The organism is Wohlfahrtiimonas sp. XWW7 (assembly GCF_056716055.1).
In genome coordinates this window covers 1,271,408-1,290,000 of record NZ_CP168032.1, presented here as the reverse complement: position 1 = coordinate 1,290,000, position 18,593 = coordinate 1,271,408, and the positions used below count along the sequence as shown (strand labels likewise).

The following is an 18,593-nucleotide window of genomic DNA, read 5'->3' as shown; positions in this document are numbered from 1 at the left end:
TAGATCATTTAAGCCTTAAATTACTTTTCTTAATCTTTTAGTATCCCTGAGCTCGGTATTTCTGATAGTACTCTAACACTTTAGGTACATATTTCATTGTCTCTTTATAAGGCGGTATCTTATTTCCGTATTTTCTTACCGCACCTTCTCCAGCATTATACCCTGCTAATGCTAAGGAAACATCACCAAAGTAGTCTAATAAATATCTTAAATATGCAGCACCACCTTGCATATTCTGAATTGGATCATAAATATCTGTGACACCAAATCGTTCTGCCGTAGCAGGAATTAACTGCATCAAGCCGTGAGCATTAGCATGTGATTTAGCATTTGGATTGTAAGCAGATTCCACTGTAATCACAGCATGCAATAATGCAGGCTGTAAATTATATTGCTTTGCAACCATATTGATATAAGGCGCAAAGCTATCTCGTCCTTTCATTTTAGGTAATGATACTTTGCCCACAGCCATTTTGTCACCAGCCTCAATACCATGGTTAGCAAAAGCTCTTGGGCGAGGAAAATTACCTTGAAAATCTTCAACGTCGGCGCGCATTGTAACTTTACGACTAAACCTTGGATTGCTCAATAACTGCTGAACATTCTCGACAGCATCTTTATCATCTATAATGGGAGATAAACGCTGAATTAATTTCCCACCTTTGACAGGATAATTCACATAATGCGTTTGTCCATATTCATCTAGATATGAGTAAATGTCAGCCCATGCACTGAGCTGACAAACTAATAGCATAAAAGATCCAACGATTATTCTTATTATCATTCGTTCATATTACAGTAATTTTCAAGTTATGTTTAACGACGTTTAAACATAATATCCCAAACACCGTGACCTAATCTTTCACCACGAGCTTCAAACTTAGTTTTTGGACGAAAATCAGGGCGAGGCGCATACTCTTCGTAACAATTTTCAAAATCAGGATGTTCGGATAATACTTCCATCATTTGTTCTGCATAATGCTGCCAATCTGTAGCTAAATGCAAAACACCACCTTTCACCATCTTTTTAGCCAACATTGTGACAAATTCATTTTGCACTAAGCGACGTTTATGATGCTTCTTTTTATGCCATGGATCTGCAAAGAAAATTTGCACACGATCAAAACTTTCATCTTTGATCTTATGCTTCAATAATTCCACTGCGTCCTCATTTGCGGCAAATAAATTTGTTAAATTACGTTTTTCAACTTCTAATAACAAATGACCAACACCTGGGCGATGGACTTCAACACCTAAAAAATCACGATCCAATTCAGCTTCCGCCATTGTTGCCAATGATTCACCATTACCAAAACCAATCTCTAACGTGCGCTGAGTATTCTTTCTACCAAATAGTTGATCTAAATCTAAACCATTTTCTAGCATTGCTGAACGAACCAAATACGGACTGTCCGCTAAAATACGATCTTGTCCTGGCGTTAAACGACCTTCTCGTTTCACAAAACTGCGAATTTCACGCATATATACTGGCTTGTGATTCTCTTCTTTATTGTCCATAAGTTCTTTCGACATACTTTTTGACTATCTCTTTAAATTCATCTGCAATACGATCACCTTTTAAAGTCACCGTTTTTTGTCCATCTTCATATACTGGTGCAACTGGCGCTTCCCCGCTACCAGGCAAGCTAATACCAATATTTGCCAACTTTGATTCTCCTGGACCATTCACAACACAGCCCATCACAGCAACGACCATCGATTCAACACCAGGATAAACTGTTTTCCACTTTGGCATTGCATCATCTAAATGCCCTTGAATATCTTGTGCTAAACGCTGGAAATAATCACTACTTGTGCGCCCGCAACCAGGACATGCTGTTACTTTCGGTGTAAATAAACGAAAACCTAAGCTTTGTAAAATATCTTTACCTACCAATACTTCCTCTGTCCGTGGTGCGCCTGGCAACGGCGTCAAAGATACACGAATTGTATCACCAATACCTTGTTGTAAAATGACAGACAATGCTGCTGAAGAGGCTACAATACCTTTTGTGCCCATTCCCGCTTCTGTTAAACCCAAATGCAATGGTAGATCTGTTTTACCTGCAATGTCTTGATATACAGAAATCAAATCTTGGCATTGGCTCACTTTCACGGATAGAATCATTTGATCATCACGTAATCCTAAGGATTTTGCATAAGCAACACTTTCCATCGCTGACACAATCATCGCTTCTCGCATAATCATATCATTGGCCAAAGGAATCGCCCTTGTTTGATTTTCATTGAATAATCTTGCTAAAACCTCTTGATCTAAACTGCCCCAATTAACACCAATACGAACAGGTTTCTGATAACGAACAGCCATTTCAATTAAACTTGCAAATTGCTCATCTCGTTTCTGTCCGCGCCCTACATTTCCTGGATTGATACGCAATTTCGCTAAGGCTGCTGCACATTCAGGTGTTTTACTCAATAATCTATGACCATTAAAGTGAAAATCACCGATCACAGGTGTATCGTAACCATGTTTTGCCAATCTATTCACAATCTCAGGTACTGCTTGAGCTGCTTTATCAGTGTTTACTGTAATTCTAACCAATTCAGAGCCAACATCTGCTAACTCCATAATCTGTTGAGTGGTCGCAATCACATCTTCAGTATCAGTATTAGTCATAGATTGCACTCTAATCGGATAATCAGAACCAATCCCAACATTACCAACCATCACTTGAGTTGTTTTGCGTCGCACAATTGTATCAGCCATTTGGGGCACAAATCCTAAGTTAAGTTTAAAGCGCTTATTATCGCTAAGTGTTCATGATAACTCAAGAAATGAATCAATCATTTATTGAAATCAAATATTTAAAACCTATCACCTTCATTCTATTAAAAGTTTATAAAATGCAATGAAATAATTAATAAAGTTCGAATATTAAAATACCTATAAAAATGGATTTGTTCTTTTCTTATGTTATAATATATTTTCTTTAAATAATAAAAATTAACACTTTTAATCAAAAACTAACATTCTATCCATTTCAAAAACTTTAAAAAATCCTATCGATCGAGGTATTCAATCATGAGAAAAATAACAGCTATAGCATTAGCCATCATGCATTTGGGATTAACACCTTCAATAGCAGAAATACCAACATTTACACCTGCTCAGAAACCTCTTGCACATGCAAATCCACCTAAGCCCAATATCTTTTTCAATATTGATACTGGTTGGGGAATGGTTAATCTTAATAAAGATCATATGTGGGTTAGCGAACACTATTCTGAATTTGGTAAACCTGTGTGTCAAACTCCAAACTCAACACAATGGCGAAAAATTGTTGATGATGCTACTAAAGAGTATCTATCAGCGGATCCTGATAACCGTCAATCGAGTGATTTATATGATCCATTCAAAACAGGCAAATATGTTCCATTTGTCCCACAAGACCATAAAGATGCGCAGGGAAATCCAATCTATGCTGAAAGTATACCAATTGTTGCTTGTGCTACTTTATCTAAAGTAGAGATGATCAATCCCCTTTTGAAAAACTTAATCCGACAATATGCGGACAGTGCATATATCGGCGTTGGCACGTATGGCCCATATGCACCAGAAGGGCTTTCTTGGACACAAGCGCAAAATACTATCAATATGAATCATATTGGCGTTCCAATTACTGATTTATCTAAAGAAGATGAGAATTCGCCCAATAGTGCCTATCAAAAAATGTATGACTTTATTGATAAAGTCACAACAAATGACTATGTTTTAAAAAGTGATGTTAAGCGAATTAATAACGCGCCTATGCTCAATGCCATGTATCAAATGAGTTTATATTTTAGAGGATTTCCAATCGGAGAAACTCGACAAGGTTACTGGACAGATACTAATGGTACACAATGGGATTTCAAACAACACAAAAGCCCTTTGAAATATCGTTGCACTAAAAACCATGTTGTATTTCTCACAAATGGTTTACAAGAAGGCTTGGGCATTTTACCAATTCTGAAAGCTGACACACGTAGGCCACAAGATCCCGCACGAGATAAAGATAGTGATCCATCTTTCTTATATTACTATCCTCATGAAGTACCAGATAATGGCAAATGGGTTTCTGATGATGGTCAATTCTATACCAGTCGATATCGTGCTTATGGCTGGGGCGCAGAAATTGGCAATGATTATGTCACTGTTGGAAAAATGCTCCGCAATTATGATATTAGAAACGCTAAATATCACAATACTAATAACTTTCCTGCTGTAGATGCCGCGGGTAAAAACTGGTATGCGCAAGGGTCAAAAACACAAAATGTCGTTCTCAACGCTTTACTTTTCAATCCTGGTGGTAATTTTATTGAATATGACGGTGTAACTATGGGCAATGCATATTTACCAGGTGGCACTAAAGGTAAAATTGAAAAAGCAACGCGAGCAACCAAAGTTGGTTATTACAATTATGAAGTGACTGATTATGCACTTGCTGTTGAAAGCATGGATACAATTTTAAGAGGTGATACCATCCCTTCAAGTAGTACCTCTGCTTTTGAAGATCAATATCAGCGCACTGAAGATACAATTCGCTATAAGTCTCATTATAATTTGCCACAACGCACAGGTGTCATTGAAGCATATGCATGGGATAAATCACTCAATAACTGGGCAAAAGAACCACTTTGGACGACCAATCAAAAAGTTCGCGGTGCTCAAGGTTGGCTAAGAACCATGGCCTATCCTAAAAAAGGTGGTACAGCAAAACCTTATGATGCACCAATGTGGACGGGTTATTTATATAACGCCTACAATGCAGCTTACAACTCAATCTTATGGGATCGTTTAACCATATATTTATGGGGCGTTCAACAATTTGATCACGGTGGCTATAAAGATATGTATCGAGTGAACTCTCGCCCTGTTGCTATGGGATCTATTGTTCATTCTAATCTCGCATATTTTGCAAAAGATAGATCATATTTAAATCTCAAAACTATGAGTAAGCATTTGCAATCTGAAATGAGTCACTTTGTGCTGCATAGATCTTCCAACTTTTGGTGGAACTTAATCATCACCAATAGTAATGATGGTGTGATTAATTTAATTCATGCAGAAAAAGGACCGAATCATTTCAAAAGTAATCCATGGGCAGGACAACGTTATGCTGGCTATTTCCCTGGCTTTCTAGCACAACGCTTAGATGAAATTGCATTAAGAAGAAAACCATTTAATTTCACTATGGATGGACCTGTCAATTTATTTGATTTTAAACATAGAGGTAAAAATAACGATAAGTTTTCTACAGTTGGTTATTCGGCAATGGGCGCTGGTGGTAAAGGCATCGCAGCTTATCGAATTTATGAAACTGTCCTCACAGGTGTTGATCGTGACAACAATCCTAGATTTGGCTGGGACAACCATTTCTTCAAACCATTATTTGAAATCTCTAATGAAGGACACTATAAAACTCGTGGCTTTGAAAATCTAGGTTATACATACTCAGATTTTGAATTCTTTAATCGCTATTATGATGGCCAAGCGGAAGGCGTTGCTGTATTTGGTAATGGCTGGGGCAATTCAATTTCATCTCTTTACCTCATCAATGCTTATACGGGTGAATTATTACAAGAGATCATTCTCAACAATAAAGGCGGTGGTGCATCAAGCCCTGCAATCGTTGTAGAGAGAGATCACAATGGTTATCAACGAATTGTCGCAGCATATGTTGGCGATCTCAGTGGTAAATTATACAAGGTAGAATTTAATGAAGATCTTACAGCAAAACGCGTGGAAACTTTACTTAAACCTGCCAACTCATACAATCCTATCACTGTAAAACCTATGCTAGTGAAATCTGGCAATGATGTTTGGGTATATTTTGGCACAGGCCGCAACGCTGATGAACAACAAGATCGTGGTCCTGATTCAAAAGTTCTCCAATACATTTATGGTGTTAAAGATACAGGCAAATATGGCTTAACATTAAAGCATCTTGGTAAAAATACAATGAAAACTGAATACAATAACATTGTGCACGACTCTGATCATGCGATCGGTACTGTTTCTGTTGTTTCTAAATCAAAATCTCAATACGGCTGGTATATTCCTCTCAATACAGATGGCAAAGGGGAACGAGTTGTTTTATCACCAGCAAGAACAGATGGCTCTATCGTTTTCTCTACATGGGGCAACAATGAAATGATGTTGCTATCAGAGGATGATCCTTATTATGATCCATGTATCCAAGATGAAGCCTTTGGTAAAGTATTTTTCCTATCTCTCACAGATGGCCAATCCAGCGGAACTAAACGAAGTTCTGTTGTTACAAAAAGCGTTACACCAGGTATTCCAACAGCTCCAGGTATTTATACACAAAGTGAACTTTCTGGTGGTGGCGATGGTTTAGAAGATACTGTCGATGAAGAGATTGCTGAAAAGATTGCTGATGAAATTTGGGGTAATAATGCAGGTTTGGCTAACCTTCTTGGTGGCAACCGAGGCAGTCGCCCAAAAGAAGAAGCAATATTGGTGAATGGCTGCGGCACAATCACGGGGGATGACGGTCAAGATATCACATGTATCGATGTACCTGATGCACCTGATCCAATACCATTATTTCCAAAACGTATCAGCATTCAGAATCTTTATTAAAATATTATTAATCATATAGCCCATACAGAAATGCATGGGCTATTTTTTATTGCGGAGTGTTACAATAGATTACTTTTTTCTAGGGAGAAATACTATGAGTTACACTGCCTATAAGGCTCTACACATCATCGCTATGGTGACATGGTTTGCAGGTTTATTTTATTTACCAAGGTTATTTGTTTATCACGCAATGAACAAAGATCATAATACCAGTGAAACATTCAAAGTAATGGAACGTAAATTGGCCATTATGATGGATATTGGTGCATTTTTTACAATTGCCCTAGGAATTACATTAATCATTCAAAATCCTAGCATTATGAAAATGGCATGGTTGCATATCAAGTTACTATTAGTTGTATTTTTAGTTGCTTACCATGTATTTTGTAGAATATATGTGAAAAAATTTAGATTAGATATCAATACACATACACATAAGTTTTATCGTTTATTCAATGAATTACCAACACTATTGTTAGTTGCTATTGTTTTCTTAGCTGTACTAAAAACACCGATCTCCTTTGGTTAAAAAATTTTAAATATTATGCAATAAAAAACCTGCAATGAAGCCATTGCAGGTTTTTTATTATTCATCATCGATGTCCTTAGACTTTTGAACATGACGACGTAATCTTGGGCGTTTTATTCGCCCTTTACGTCGAATCACAGTTCTATCATCAACCTTAATGTGCTCTTCATCATAGACCCATTCTCGCCAAATCACTAAAATAAGCGCCATCAATACAGGGCCAATAAATAGTCCTAACAATCCCATCGTTTGCAAACCACCCACTAAACCAAAAAATGTTGGTAAAAAAGGTAATTTAGCAGGACCACCAACTAAACGTGGGCGAATTGTTTTATCCACAATAAAAAGTTGACATGTGCCCCAAGAAAATAAAATGATCCCCTGTGTTACAGTGCCACTACCCACTAAATACAGTGAAACCATTGTCATCGATAAAGGTGCACCACCTGGAATTAACGCACAAATCCCAGTGATAATCCCTAAAGTCAAAGCCGTAGATGATGGAATTCCCACCAACCAATAAACGATACCGAACACAATCCCTTCACCAATAGCAATGATCACCATTCCCATTACCGTAGAGCGAATCATAATAGGAATAACACCTGACATCCTTTCCCATCGTTCAAGGAAAATAATATGCCCGACCTTAGCCATATTACCTTGAAGCTTTTTGCCATCTTTATATAAAAAGAACAAAATAATTAGGATAAACAGTAAATAAAAACCTGCACTTGCAAAGCTTTTACCCAATGCCAAAATGTAATTGGCAAAACCAGTTACACGCTGTAAGCCAGCCAATTGTAATAATTCATTTAAACCATTCTCTTTACCTAGGTATTCAAGCCATAATTCATCTAAATGTGAGCCTGCAAACGGTAAATTCTTAATCCACTCAGGTGTTACACTGCCATAACGATTCAATTGAACTAACCAGTTGCTGAATCCTTTAAATTCAAATAACAAGTAATGACCAAGCCACAGTACTGGCAGAACAATCAAAAGTGTTATAAAGACAATTGCGATACTAGAAGCAATTGTCGAGCGTCCTTTTAACAGTTTCAGCAAATCACGATATGTGGGCCAAGTCACAACTGCAATGATAATCGCCGCTAATCCTGGTGCAAAAAACTGATGAAAAAAATAGACGCCCGCAAATAGAAGCGACAATATTAACCACTTACCTAATGGATGATAGGTGAGTGGTTTAAAAGCTGCCGTATGCTTCGTGTTCATTTTAGAGATGCTCAACTGTTAGAATTTCGTACAATTGTACACCGCCTGGTGTCTCAATACGAACTTCGTCGCCTTCTTCTTTACCAATTAATGCACGTGCAATCGGTGAAGTCACAGACAACATACCTTGCTTAACATTTGCTTCATGCTCACCAACAATTTTGTAAGTCACTTCTTTATCAGTATCTAAATTCAATAAAGTGATAGTTGTACCAAAAATTACTTTGCCCGTTGGTGCAATTGCCTTCACATCAATGATTTGAGCATTAGATAAACGAGCTTCATAATCAGCTAAACGTGCCTCGATGAATCCCTGCTGCTCACGCGCAGCATGATATTCAGCATTCTCCTTCAAGTCACCATGCTCTCTTGCTTCAGCAATTGCAGCGATAACTTGTGGGCGTTGCACCGTTTTTAAATCATGAATTTCATTACGTAATGCTTCAGCGCCTTCCACTGTCATTGGGAATTTTTGCATATTTACCACCAACCCTTATTTTCCATATTAATCCAAGGCTCTTTAGGCTCGAGCTTTTCACCTTTTTGTAACAACTCAATTGAGATGTCATCTGGCGATCTAAAGAATGCCATCCAACCATCTTTTGGTGGAACATTTAATTCAATGCCTGCATCCAAAACTTTTTGACACACATCGTAAATATTATCTACTTCAAATGCCAAATGCCCAAACGCTCGACCAATGCCATATTTTTCATCAGAATTCCAATTATATGTCAATTCTACTTCTGCACCAGATGGATCATTTGGCACAGCTAAATACACCAAAGTACATTCCCATTGAGGATATTCTTTGCGACGAGTTTCCACCAAACCTAAAATATTACAGTAAAAATCTAGTGATTTCTCTAAATCTGTAACACGAATCATAGTATGTAGGAATTTCATACACTTCTCCTGTAAAAAATGACCTAAAGTTAAATTACACTGTAATTTAACATATAGATCACTTTGAATTTAGATAAAATTATTACTGAGCAACAACAACTAATGCTGCACGGACTAATCGGTCATTTAAAGTATAACCTTTTTGTGTCACATCAATGATCTCATTGCTTTCTTTACCTGGCATAGGAACAACAGCAATGGCTTGGTGAAGATCAGGATTCAATGACTCTCCTGTTGGTACAATCTGTTTTACACCAAATTTTTCTACAGCATTTAATAACATTCTGTATGTTAATTCCGAACCTTCTTTAAATTGAGCCAAATCTTCCGAGAGATTCTCATTTTTATTTAATTCATTAATCTCTGCTTCTACAGCATCTAAACAAGGTAATAGTTCTTTTACGAATTTTTCCAATGAAAATTTATGTGCATTAGCCAAATCAATTTCAGTTCTTCTACGCAAATTTTTCATATCTGCTTCTGAAACCAATAAACGTTGAAAAAGTGCTTCTTTTTCCTGCGTTAGTTTCTCAACTTGTGAAACCAAATCAAGTTCATCCAAAGATTCTGAAACATCTCCATCAACAGTTGATTCTTCTACCAACACTTCTTCTGTTGCTTCAGATAGCTCTTTCTCTTTTTCAGTATTACTCATACTTTTTCCCTTAAACTTATTGAACAGTTTACTTATCATGAGGATCAATCTGACTTTTTCAAGTCATTAATCATCCCAATCATCTAAACCATCCAAGTCATACTCTTTTTCCAAACGTTTTAAAAGCGCACGCTCTTCACGCTTTGCTTCAATATCACGCCATGCTTGAGACTGAGATAACTTCACCTCAGGAATTTCTTCTTCTTCAACAGAATCTTCATCCATTAAATCATTATCATCTTCGAAATCAGTTTTCATATAAACCTCACTTTTATAAATTTATAACAGCCTTATATATGAATCTTCTAAAAAAGCAACAATATTGATATTTTTTTTTACAAGAATAAAAAAAGCTAATACTGATTACAGTATTAGCTCATTGATAAATAATAATTTTTAATCAGAATGATTTTCTGTCAATTTATTGAACTTATTGATTACCATCAATGTCAAAAGTTCGCTTTTTTTTATGCATAATTTTGACATTTTTCTTCTCAGATCTTTGCACATTAAAATCGCTTTGAACCTCTTTCATAGGTTTCTCTTTACGATTAAATAACTGCTTAACTCTTTGTTTATTTTGGCGAGAAACGCTAGCTTCAAAAGAGTCAAATGCAAATGGATTACGATTTTCATTCACAATGGATTGGTTCACACTGTTAAATGGATCATCAGATTGGTGAGAAATTGAATTATGATCATTGTTAAAATCATCTTGCATTTGTTGTTTTGCGGCAAAATGATTAGAGCGCTTCTTCTGTTGTTGATTATTGTTATTTTTACCACCTAATTTACGCAAACCACGATTCACGCCAACACGTTTCTCCGTTTTTTCTGGTTTATCTTTATTGTTACGATTCTTTATGCGAAGAATATTGTGAGAACGTTGTGGTGGCGCAGGTTGAACTTTTGGCAATGTCCATTTCAATTCTTGCTCCATAGATTCAACCCACGGAACCTCATCCAAGGTTACAATTGAAGATGTATTTTGAACATCAAAACGGCTACCAATTGTATTAATGCGCTCTTTAAATTCTAAACCAACATCTGGTAAATCAAAGAAAATAATATCATCGATTCCATTCAATTCAATTGTTTGCGCAACTGCTTCTGGTAGCAAAAGTACAGATAAATCACTAGATGTAAAACGTTCGATCACCTTTTCTTTAGCTTCATCAGATAAATTAGCATGTAAAATTCTAGAACGTACCTTACCTTGATACAAATACTCTTCCAAACGATGTGCATTGTGCCGAGTACGCGTGATGATTAAAGTTTTCTTCTCTGATCCTTTTAATCGATTACGCAAATATGATCGTTTAAAATTACGATCCACAAGTACAATATGATGCTCATTAATAGTTTCATCATTCAAATCATTCGTGGTTTTAGGCTCAGACTTCTCTGCTTCAACTTGTAAAGCAATAGATCCTGTTGACTCAACAGTTTCTGGCTCCACAATCAAAGCCAATTCAGCAACTTGTTCTGAAGGTGTTTCATCTTCAACTTCAATAATGACAGTTTGCTTTTGTTCAACGACTTTCTTTGCCTGCGGAACTCTAAAACCAGTTAAAGATAATACTTTACAATCTGTTGATAATTGATTGAGAAAAGGCTTGATAATATTACCTGCAATATTCAAACCTTCTTCTAAGATCACAATCAAATGACTGCAATTAGCCATTGCTTCTGTCAAAGGTGATGTTAACTGCAGTGTCATCACTGGTGATACAACAACAGCTTTATCCAATAAAGCCTTTTGTGCTGTATGAGGATAAACCACTTGGATCTTATCCTGCCCTAATACTCGTTCTAACAACAAAGCAACATCAAAACATCCTGACACAGTAGTGCTTAAGACAATCATCGGACGTTTACCGTCAAACTTTTGACATTCAGATAGAATAAATTGGAGAGTTTCCTTATTCATAATTGACGTTGCATTTAGCATTTTCATTTCAGGATGGGCAAGAGCAACCTGCTTAGTGTGATCACCCAACGTATCACATGAATCAACAGTAATTTTTTTGTTCATCGTAAACTTTTATATAACAATTCCCAAGAGAACATCCAGACAGAAACAGAATTTGATCCCCGAATGCAATAATTCAAAACTTATACCGATACAGAGAACTTATGGGCTGATCATCCATCAAGCCATCTCTAATATTTTTGGTCAGTGTCCAACTACTATACTTAATAATATCAGAGAAGTCATTTTTTAATTCGTTACTGCAACAATTTATTTATAACTTCGGTATAATCCTTCATTATACTTTTCGTACCACTTTAAGGAACAGAATGAAAAAGATTATTAAATGGATAAATTTTGTTTTATTTTTATTGTTTCTAACCTTTATATTCTTCATTCTCTATTTGAATAGAGGCGCATCTGTTGATTTTGACTACCTATTTGGTGAAACCAAACTCATCATGCCAGGCTTTATTAGCATCATCTTTTTGGTCGGAGCATTCTGCGGAATCATAGTGACATTAATTTTAAGCATTGGTTCTTTCGGCGATGCTTGGCGACAAAAACGTGAATTAAAAGCAGCCAAAAAATCTTTGAAAAAACTACAAGAAGATACAGCATTATAAATTCATGTTTGAATATATATGGATCTTACTGCCGTTAGGTTTAATTATTGGTTGGTACGCAGCTAAAGTTGATAGCTCTAGAAAACGTAAACTTCACCAATATTTAAACCTTCGCTATTACCTTGAAAAAGAGCAAGACTCCATCAAACCTTCAAAGTCTTCAGATTCATCTATTCCTCTCAACATAGAAGATGAAGGTATCAATTTCACTTTAACGCTTGGAGATGCTTATCGCAGACGTGGAGAAGTCGATAAAGCCATCGAGCTGCATGAGCAACTCCTCTCCACTCTTTCAATCAATGACATACATCGCCATCAAGTTCTCATCTCTTTAGCAGAAGATTACAGCATTGCAGGTATTTTTGATCGCTCTGAAAATACATTACGTGAATTACTCTCCACGCCACATCACGATTTTGCTGCCCTCAAGTTAGCTGCACTTTATAAACAACAAAATGATTGGCTACAAGCAACAGGTATGTATGAACGCATCGAGAATTATAAAAATCTATATGCAACAGAAGTTGCTCATCTTTATTGTGAATTAGCCGAGCAATCCATCAATGATCACCAATTTGATCAAGCAACCTTTTGGACAGAGCAAGCTTTTCACATCTCGCCAAATTTAGCACGCATTAGCCTGATCAAAGCCTATATTGCGCTCCATCAACAACAATATCCAATAGTGATTGAGCAATTAAATTTACTATCCAATCAACAAGCTTCGCTCATTCCATTGATCATCCCTATCGCTTATCAAGCAATGATGTCTGAAGATAGCAAATACTTTCCAAAATGGTTGGATCAACAGATAGAACATTATCCAACATATTTTTACTTGAAAATTTGGAAAACCCATCTTTTGGTCATGAATGAATCCATTCATAAGGCTATTGAATATTTAACAATCACACTGAAAGAAACAAAAAATCTTCATGGGATCACATTACTTAATCAATTACAGTCATTAGAAAAAAGCAGCCAGCAAGAGCTATTTGAACTCTATCATCACACATTTCACCATGTGATCGATTATTACGCACAGTTCCGCTGCGAAAAATGTGGATTTATCTCAAAGAACTTACAATGGCACTGCCCTAGTTGCCAATCTTGGAATACAGCAGTGCCTGTTTCTGATATTATAGCTTTACAAAAATAGTTAAGAGGAATTTATGCAAACGACTTCACCCATCATCGTAGCCGTTGATGTTGCCGACGAGCGTGCAGCGCTAAACTTAATGGATGCTTTAGATCCAAAACTTTGTCGTTTAAAAGTTGGCAAAGAGTTATTTACATTAGCAGGGCCAAGTATCGTTGAACAGATGCAAAATAAAGGCTTTGAAGTCTTTCTAGATCTTAAATTCCATGACATCCCAAATACAGTAGCAAGCGCAGTTAAAATGGCAGCCGAACTAGGTGTTTGGATGGTTGATCTTCATGCAATGGGCGGACGAAAAATGATGTGTGACGCTAAAGAAATTTTAGCAGGATACAACAAGCCACCCTTATTAATCGCAGTCACATTATTAACAAGCATGAGCGATGAAATGGCTCATGAAATTGGCTTGATGGGCAATAAAGATGAAATCGTAACACGTTTAGCAAACTTAGTTGCAGACTGTGGTTTAGATGGTGTTGTTTCATCAGCCAATGAAGCAAAAATGATTAAAGAAATTCAGCCAGATTTAGTGACTGTTTGCCCCGGCATCCGCTTAGATAACAGCATTGCAGATGATCAAGTCCGCATTATGACACCTGCCAATGCAGTTAAAGAAGGGGCAAACTATCTAGTTATTGGCCGACCAATTACACGTGCAGAAGATCCTCGCGAAGCTCTGCAATATATTATTTCTACCCTTTCTATTTAATTTTAGGAGATAGTAATTATGATGACTAAAGAAGAAGTTACTAAACGAATTGAAGCTGGTTTAAAGTGTGAATACATCCTTGTAACTGGTGATGATGGTCGTCATTTTGATGCAATTGTTGTCAGTGAAGCATTTGTAGGTGTTGGTAAATTAAAACAGCATAAATTAGTCTATGCAACATTGGGTGATGCAATGCAAACAGATGAAATACATGCTTTGTCTGTCCATACTTATACGCCAGCAGATTGGGAGCGAGTACATGCACTCTAATGAACACGTTCCTAAATTAATCATTGAAGGCAATGGCCCATTAAATGGTTCCGTTGTTGCAAGCGGTGCCAAAAATGCTGTATTACCAATCTTGGCCGCGACAATTTTAGCATCAGAACCTGTTACACTTCATAATGTACCAAAACTACAAGATGTCATTGTGTTAACAGATCTTTTAAAAGATTTGGGTGCAAAAGTTGAAATTACTGGCAATACAGTTGTTATTGATCCAAGAAGCATCACTAAAATTCGAGCAAGCCATGATCTTGTACGCTTAATGCGTGCATCAATCCTTGTATTGGGACCGTTAGTCAGTAAATTTGGCTCAGCAGAAGTATCATTGCCTGGTGGCTGTGCCATTGGTAGCCGCCCCGTTGATCAGCATTTAAAGGGCTTAGAAGCTTTGAATGCCAATATCGAATTAAAAAATGGTTACGTTTATGCATCCACAGAAAACAAATCTCGCTTAAAAGGCAATCATTTCACTTTTGATATGATCACTGTAACTGGCGCTGAAAATATCATCATGGCTGCAGTACTGGCAGATGGTCAAACCATTTTAGAAAACACTGCTCAAGAACCTGAAGTTGTAGATCTATGTGACATGTTAGTCACATTGGGGGCTAAAATCCAAGGGATTGGCACAGCACGTTTAGTCATTGATGGCGTAGATAAATTAACAGGCGGTGAACATACAATCATGCCTGATCGCATTGAAGTGGGTACTTATCTGGTTGCTGGTGCAATGACTTATGGTGATGTTACTGTTAATCAGTGCAATCCTACTCACCAAGAAGCAACGATTGAGGCATTATTGGAAACAGGATGCGGCGTTGAAGTTGGTAAAGATTTTGTTCGAGTATATCCAAAAGCTAAAAAACTTCAAGCCATTGATATTAAAACACAACCTTATCCAAAATTTGCAACCGATATGCAAGCACAATTCATGGCATTAGCAACCGTTGCTGAGGGTAAATCCACCATCATTGAAACAATCTTTGAAAATCGTTTCATGCATGCCAATGAACTTAGCCGAATGGGTGCAAATATTCGTATCGAAGATCATATGGCTATCATAACTGGTATTGATAAGCTTTCAGGCGCTGAAGTTTCAGCAACGGATCTACGTGCATCAGCGGCATTGATTTTAGCTGGTTTAGTTGCTGAAGGTACAACAACAATGGATCAAATATTCCATTTAGATCGTGGCTATGATGGGATTGAGAAAAAACTCACATCTTTAGGCGCTAAAATTAAACGCATCTAATTTTTTAGATAATATCTTAACTGCTAAAAAGCCAGCTCAATTGAACTGCACCCCAAAAGTTGGACACAACTTTGGGGTGTTTTTATATGGCGAAGTATTCTTTTGATTTCAAATTAAAAGTTGTTAAGTTTTATCAAAAAGGAAATGGATATAGCTCTACAGCTGATCATTTTAATATTGATCACTCCACCGTTAAAAAGTGGGTCAAAGCTTATCAGTATCATGGTCAATCAGGGATTCAGCCAAGAACAACAAAACGATTATATTCTGCTGAATTCAAATATTATGTATTGAAGTTTATGTCAGATCATTATTACTCTGCCCGCGAAGCGGCTTCATATTTTAATATTCCAGCATTTACTTCTATATTAGAATGGCAATCACTGTTTAAAGAAGGTGGTTTGAGTGCACTTGAACCACGTCAAAAAGGAAGACCTAAAAAGATGAGATTGCCCAAAAAACCTGATAATCGCACTGAACAAGAAAAGTTGATAGATCAACTTCAAGCTGAATTAGCCTATCTTCGTGCGGAGAATGATGTGTTAAAAAAGTTTCAGGAATTGGACGAGAAGGAAGAAGCGCTCAGGCGCAAACAATCATCGCAGAAGAACTCAAAGTAAAGCATTCATTGTCATCGTTACTGAAAATCATGAATCTAGCCAAAAGCACTTATTACTATCATAAGGCAGTATTGGCTAAGCCTGATTCAGATGAAAGCCTTAAAGCAAGGATAACAGCCCTTTTTCATGAGCATAAAGGTCGATATGGTTATCGTCGCATCACTGCGATATTACAAAAAGATTTCCCCATTAACCATAAAAAAGTTCAAAGAATCATGCGATTACTGAATCTTAAATCTTTAGTAAGACCGAAGAAATACCAATCTTATAAAGGAAAAGTTGGAAAAATAGCGAAGAATATTTTGAAGCGTAATTTTAAGGCTCAAAGGCCCAACCAAAAATGGGTAACAGATGTCACAGAGTTTAAAGTGAACGGTGAAAAGCTGTATTTATCTCCGATTTTAGATCTATATAATCAGGAAATTATTAGCTATGAAGTTGCTAAAAACTCCAAATATGAGTTGGTGGGTAAAATGCTGAATAAGGCATTGAAGCATTTAAAGTTACATAAGAAAGGACGCAAGAAACTGATTTTACATTCTGATCAAGGTTGGCAATATCAAATGAAACAGTACCAACAATCTTTAAAAGATCACAAAGTTAGACAAAGCATGTCACGCAAAGGCAATTGCTATGATAATGCTGTGATTGAGAACTTCTTTGGTGTTTTGAAATCAGAGCTATTTCATGTGAAAAAATTTGAATCTATCGATCAATTAGAGAAAGAGATTCATGAGTACATCGATTATTACAATAATGATCGAATTAAGCTCAAACTAAAAGGACTGAGTCCGATAGAATATCGAAATCAGTCCTTGTCTTTATAATTTATAAACTGTCCAAGTTTATGGGGTCAGTTCAAATGAGCTGGCTTTTCAAATCTGATACAAATTAATTCACGTTACTTTTTAAATTTGGCAATAAAAGCATCATGTGCACTCAATTCCTCTGCATTAGCATGAATAACTCTCGTTTTATCTGAAGAAACATCTTGAGTTTCCACTGCTTCCAATAATTCCTGAGAAACCTCGATCACATTTTCTTCAACAACATCACCACCAAACAAGGAATCTTGTCCGCCAGTCATCGCCAAGTAAACTTGTGCAAGAATCTCCGAATCCAGCAATGCACCATGCAATGTACGCTTAGAATTATCAATCCCTAAACGTTTACACAAAGCATCCAAACTATTGCGTTGCCCTGGATACATATCTCGTGCAACTTTTAAACTATCAATCACACTACATTGGCTCGTCAGAGATTTTAAACCTAAAAGTTCTAATTCATAATCTAGGAATTTCATATCAAAAGTTGCATTGTGAATGATCAACTCGCCACCATCAATATAGCTTATAAAATCTTGTGCTACATTCGCAAACACTGGTTTATCACTCAGAAACTCTTCGCTTAAACCATGAACATTAAAAGCTTCGACAGGCATATCACGTTCAGGATTAATATACACGTGAAAATGATGCCCAGTTAACATGCGGTCCACCATTTCTACACAACCGATCTCTACGATACGATCGCCCGTTGTAGGATCCATTCCTGTTGTTTCAGTATCCAATACGATCTGTCTACTCATCACTCAAACCTTTCTCATTCTTAACTGCAGTTGTTGCCAACTCATCAGCACGTTCATTTTCAGGATGCCCCGCATGCCCTTTCACCCACTGCCAATCAATCGTTAAATGACGATCTCGTTCTGCCACCAACAACTGCCATAAATCGACATTTTTAACGGGTTGATTACTTGCAGTTTTCCATCCGCGCGCAATCCAGCCATTCACCCATTCATTAATACCTTGTTGAACATAACGAGAATCTGTGATCAATACAACATCGCATGGTTTTTTCAATGCTTGCAACCCTTTAATGGCTGCCATTAACTCCATGCGATTATTTGTCGTTGCTTCATCATATCCAGATAACTCTTTAACATGCCCACGAAATTTTAAAATCGCGCCCCAACCACCTTTACCTGGATTTCCACTACAAGCGCCATCTGTATAAATATAAACTTTATTATCCATC

At 36.9% G+C, this 18,593-nt stretch carries 19 protein-coding genes; 8 read left to right on the top strand and 11 right to left on the bottom strand.

The genetic code is table 11. From position 1 onward, the window contains the following. Positions 1–37 precede the first annotated feature (37 nt). From ACA100_RS06205 to ispG, 3 genes are read right to left on the bottom strand one after another with little or no spacing between them, the layout of a single operon-like run. Complete coding sequence (locus tag ACA100_RS06205) at positions 38–784, bottom strand: transglycosylase SLT domain-containing protein (RefSeq protein WP_481076851.1); 747 nt, start codon at positions 782–784, stop codon at positions 38–40. A 32-nt stretch (positions 785–816) separates the two neighbouring features. Next, on the bottom strand, positions 817–1,533 hold the full coding sequence (gene trmB / locus ACA100_RS06200) for a tRNA (guanosine(46)-N7)-methyltransferase TrmB (protein WP_481076850.1): 717 nt from the start codon (positions 1,531–1,533) through the stop codon (positions 817–819). Further along, entirely contained in the window at positions 1,508–2,728 is a 1,221-nt protein-coding gene (gene ispG / locus ACA100_RS06195; RefSeq protein WP_481076849.1) for a flavodoxin-dependent (E)-4-hydroxy-3-methylbut-2-enyl-diphosphate synthase, read from the bottom strand. The genes trmB and ispG overlap by 26 nt, the downstream gene beginning before the upstream one ends. Positions 2,729–3,043: 315 nt before the next feature. Here ispG and ACA100_RS06190 point away from each other — a divergent pair, with 315 nt between their 5' ends. Together ACA100_RS06190 and hemJ are read left to right on the top strand one after the other, a co-directional pair. Further along, positions 3,044–6,607, top strand: coding sequence for a pilus assembly protein (locus tag ACA100_RS06190; protein ID WP_481076848.1), 3,564 nt, complete (start codon positions 3,044–3,046; stop codon positions 6,605–6,607). Between the two features lie 94 nt (positions 6,608–6,701). Continuing rightward, positions 6,702–7,136 carry a protoporphyrinogen oxidase HemJ gene (gene hemJ, locus ACA100_RS06185; protein ID WP_481076847.1) on the top strand — a complete coding sequence of 145 codons (435 nt, stop codon included), beginning with the start codon at positions 6,702–6,704 and terminating at the stop codon, positions 7,134–7,136. 57 nt (positions 7,137–7,193) lie between these two features. Here the strand turns inward: hemJ and ACA100_RS06180 are convergent, their stop codons facing one another. The 6 genes from ACA100_RS06180 to ACA100_RS06155 all read right to left on the bottom strand — a co-directional run bounded on the left by ACA100_RS06180 (position 7,194) and on the right by ACA100_RS06155 (position 11,968). After that, positions 7,194–8,372 (bottom strand): AI-2E family transporter, encoded by a 1,179-nt coding sequence (locus tag ACA100_RS06180; RefSeq protein WP_481076846.1) that lies wholly within the window; start codon positions 8,370–8,372, stop codon positions 7,194–7,196. Between the two features lies 1 nt (position 8,373). After that, a complete protein-coding gene (gene greA / locus ACA100_RS06175; RefSeq protein ID WP_481076845.1) occupies positions 8,374–8,850 on the bottom strand; it encodes a transcription elongation factor GreA in 477 nt (158 codons plus the stop codon). Between the two features lie 2 nt (positions 8,851–8,852). After that, positions 8,853–9,278, bottom strand: coding sequence for a VOC family protein (locus tag ACA100_RS06170; RefSeq protein ID WP_481076844.1), 426 nt, complete (start codon positions 9,276–9,278; stop codon positions 8,853–8,855). 82 nt (positions 9,279–9,360) lie between these two features. Continuing rightward, positions 9,361–9,933: a nucleotide exchange factor GrpE gene (gene grpE, locus ACA100_RS06165; RefSeq protein WP_481076843.1), complete on the bottom strand. Its 573-nt coding sequence runs from the start codon at positions 9,931–9,933 to the stop codon at positions 9,361–9,363. 66 nt (positions 9,934–9,999) lie between these two features. Next, positions 10,000–10,191 (bottom strand): PA3496 family putative envelope integrity protein, encoded by a 192-nt coding sequence (locus ACA100_RS06160; protein WP_481076842.1) that lies wholly within the window; start codon positions 10,189–10,191, stop codon positions 10,000–10,002. 172 nt (positions 10,192–10,363) lie between these two features. Further along, on the bottom strand, positions 10,364–11,968 hold the full coding sequence (locus ACA100_RS06155; RefSeq protein WP_481076841.1) for a helicase-related protein: 1,605 nt from the start codon (positions 11,966–11,968) through the stop codon (positions 10,364–10,366). A gap of 266 nt (positions 11,969–12,234) precedes the next feature. On the opposite strand from ACA100_RS06155, the gene ACA100_RS06150 reads away from it, so the two are divergent. The 6 genes from ACA100_RS06150 to ACA100_RS06125 all read left to right on the top strand — a co-directional run bounded on the left by ACA100_RS06150 (position 12,235) and on the right by ACA100_RS06125 (position 17,383). Continuing rightward, complete coding sequence (locus tag ACA100_RS06150) at positions 12,235–12,531, top strand: lipopolysaccharide assembly protein LapA domain-containing protein (protein ID WP_481076840.1); 297 nt, start codon at positions 12,235–12,237, stop codon at positions 12,529–12,531. A 4-nt stretch (positions 12,532–12,535) separates the two neighbouring features. Next, positions 12,536–13,690: a hypothetical protein gene (locus ACA100_RS06145; protein WP_481076839.1), complete on the top strand. Its 1,155-nt coding sequence runs from the start codon at positions 12,536–12,538 to the stop codon at positions 13,688–13,690. Positions 13,691–13,703: 13 nt separating this feature from the next. Then, positions 13,704–14,399, top strand: coding sequence for an orotidine-5'-phosphate decarboxylase (pyrF, locus tag ACA100_RS06140; RefSeq protein WP_481079081.1), 696 nt, complete (start codon positions 13,704–13,706; stop codon positions 14,397–14,399). An 18-nt stretch (positions 14,400–14,417) separates the two neighbouring features. After that, entirely contained in the window at positions 14,418–14,669 is a 252-nt protein-coding gene (locus ACA100_RS06135) for a BolA family protein (RefSeq protein ID WP_481079080.1), read from the top strand. After that, a complete protein-coding gene (murA, locus tag ACA100_RS06130; protein WP_481079079.1) occupies positions 14,659–15,936 on the top strand; it encodes a UDP-N-acetylglucosamine 1-carboxyvinyltransferase in 1,278 nt (425 codons plus the stop codon). Before ACA100_RS06135 ends, murA begins: the two co-directional genes overlap by 11 nt. An 86-nt stretch (positions 15,937–16,022) precedes the next feature. After that, a protein-coding gene (locus ACA100_RS06125; protein WP_481076906.1) for an IS3 family transposase occupies positions 16,023–17,383 on the top strand; the annotation gives its coding sequence in 2 pieces (ribosomal slippage) (positions 16,023–16,503 and positions 16,503–17,383; 1,362 coding nt in all). A gap of 74 nt (positions 17,384–17,457) precedes the next feature. Here the strand turns inward: ACA100_RS06125 and dnaQ are convergent. Together dnaQ and rnhA are read right to left on the bottom strand one after the other, a co-directional pair. Further along, positions 17,458–18,144, bottom strand: a complete 687-nt coding sequence (gene dnaQ / locus ACA100_RS06120) for a DNA polymerase III subunit epsilon (protein ID WP_481079078.1) — start codon at positions 18,142–18,144, stop codon at positions 17,458–17,460. Then, positions 18,137–18,592, bottom strand: a complete 456-nt coding sequence (gene rnhA / locus ACA100_RS06115) for a ribonuclease HI (protein WP_481079077.1) — start codon at positions 18,590–18,592, stop codon at positions 18,137–18,139. Before rnhA ends, dnaQ begins: the two co-directional genes overlap by 8 nt. Position 18,593 lies beyond the last annotated feature (1 nt).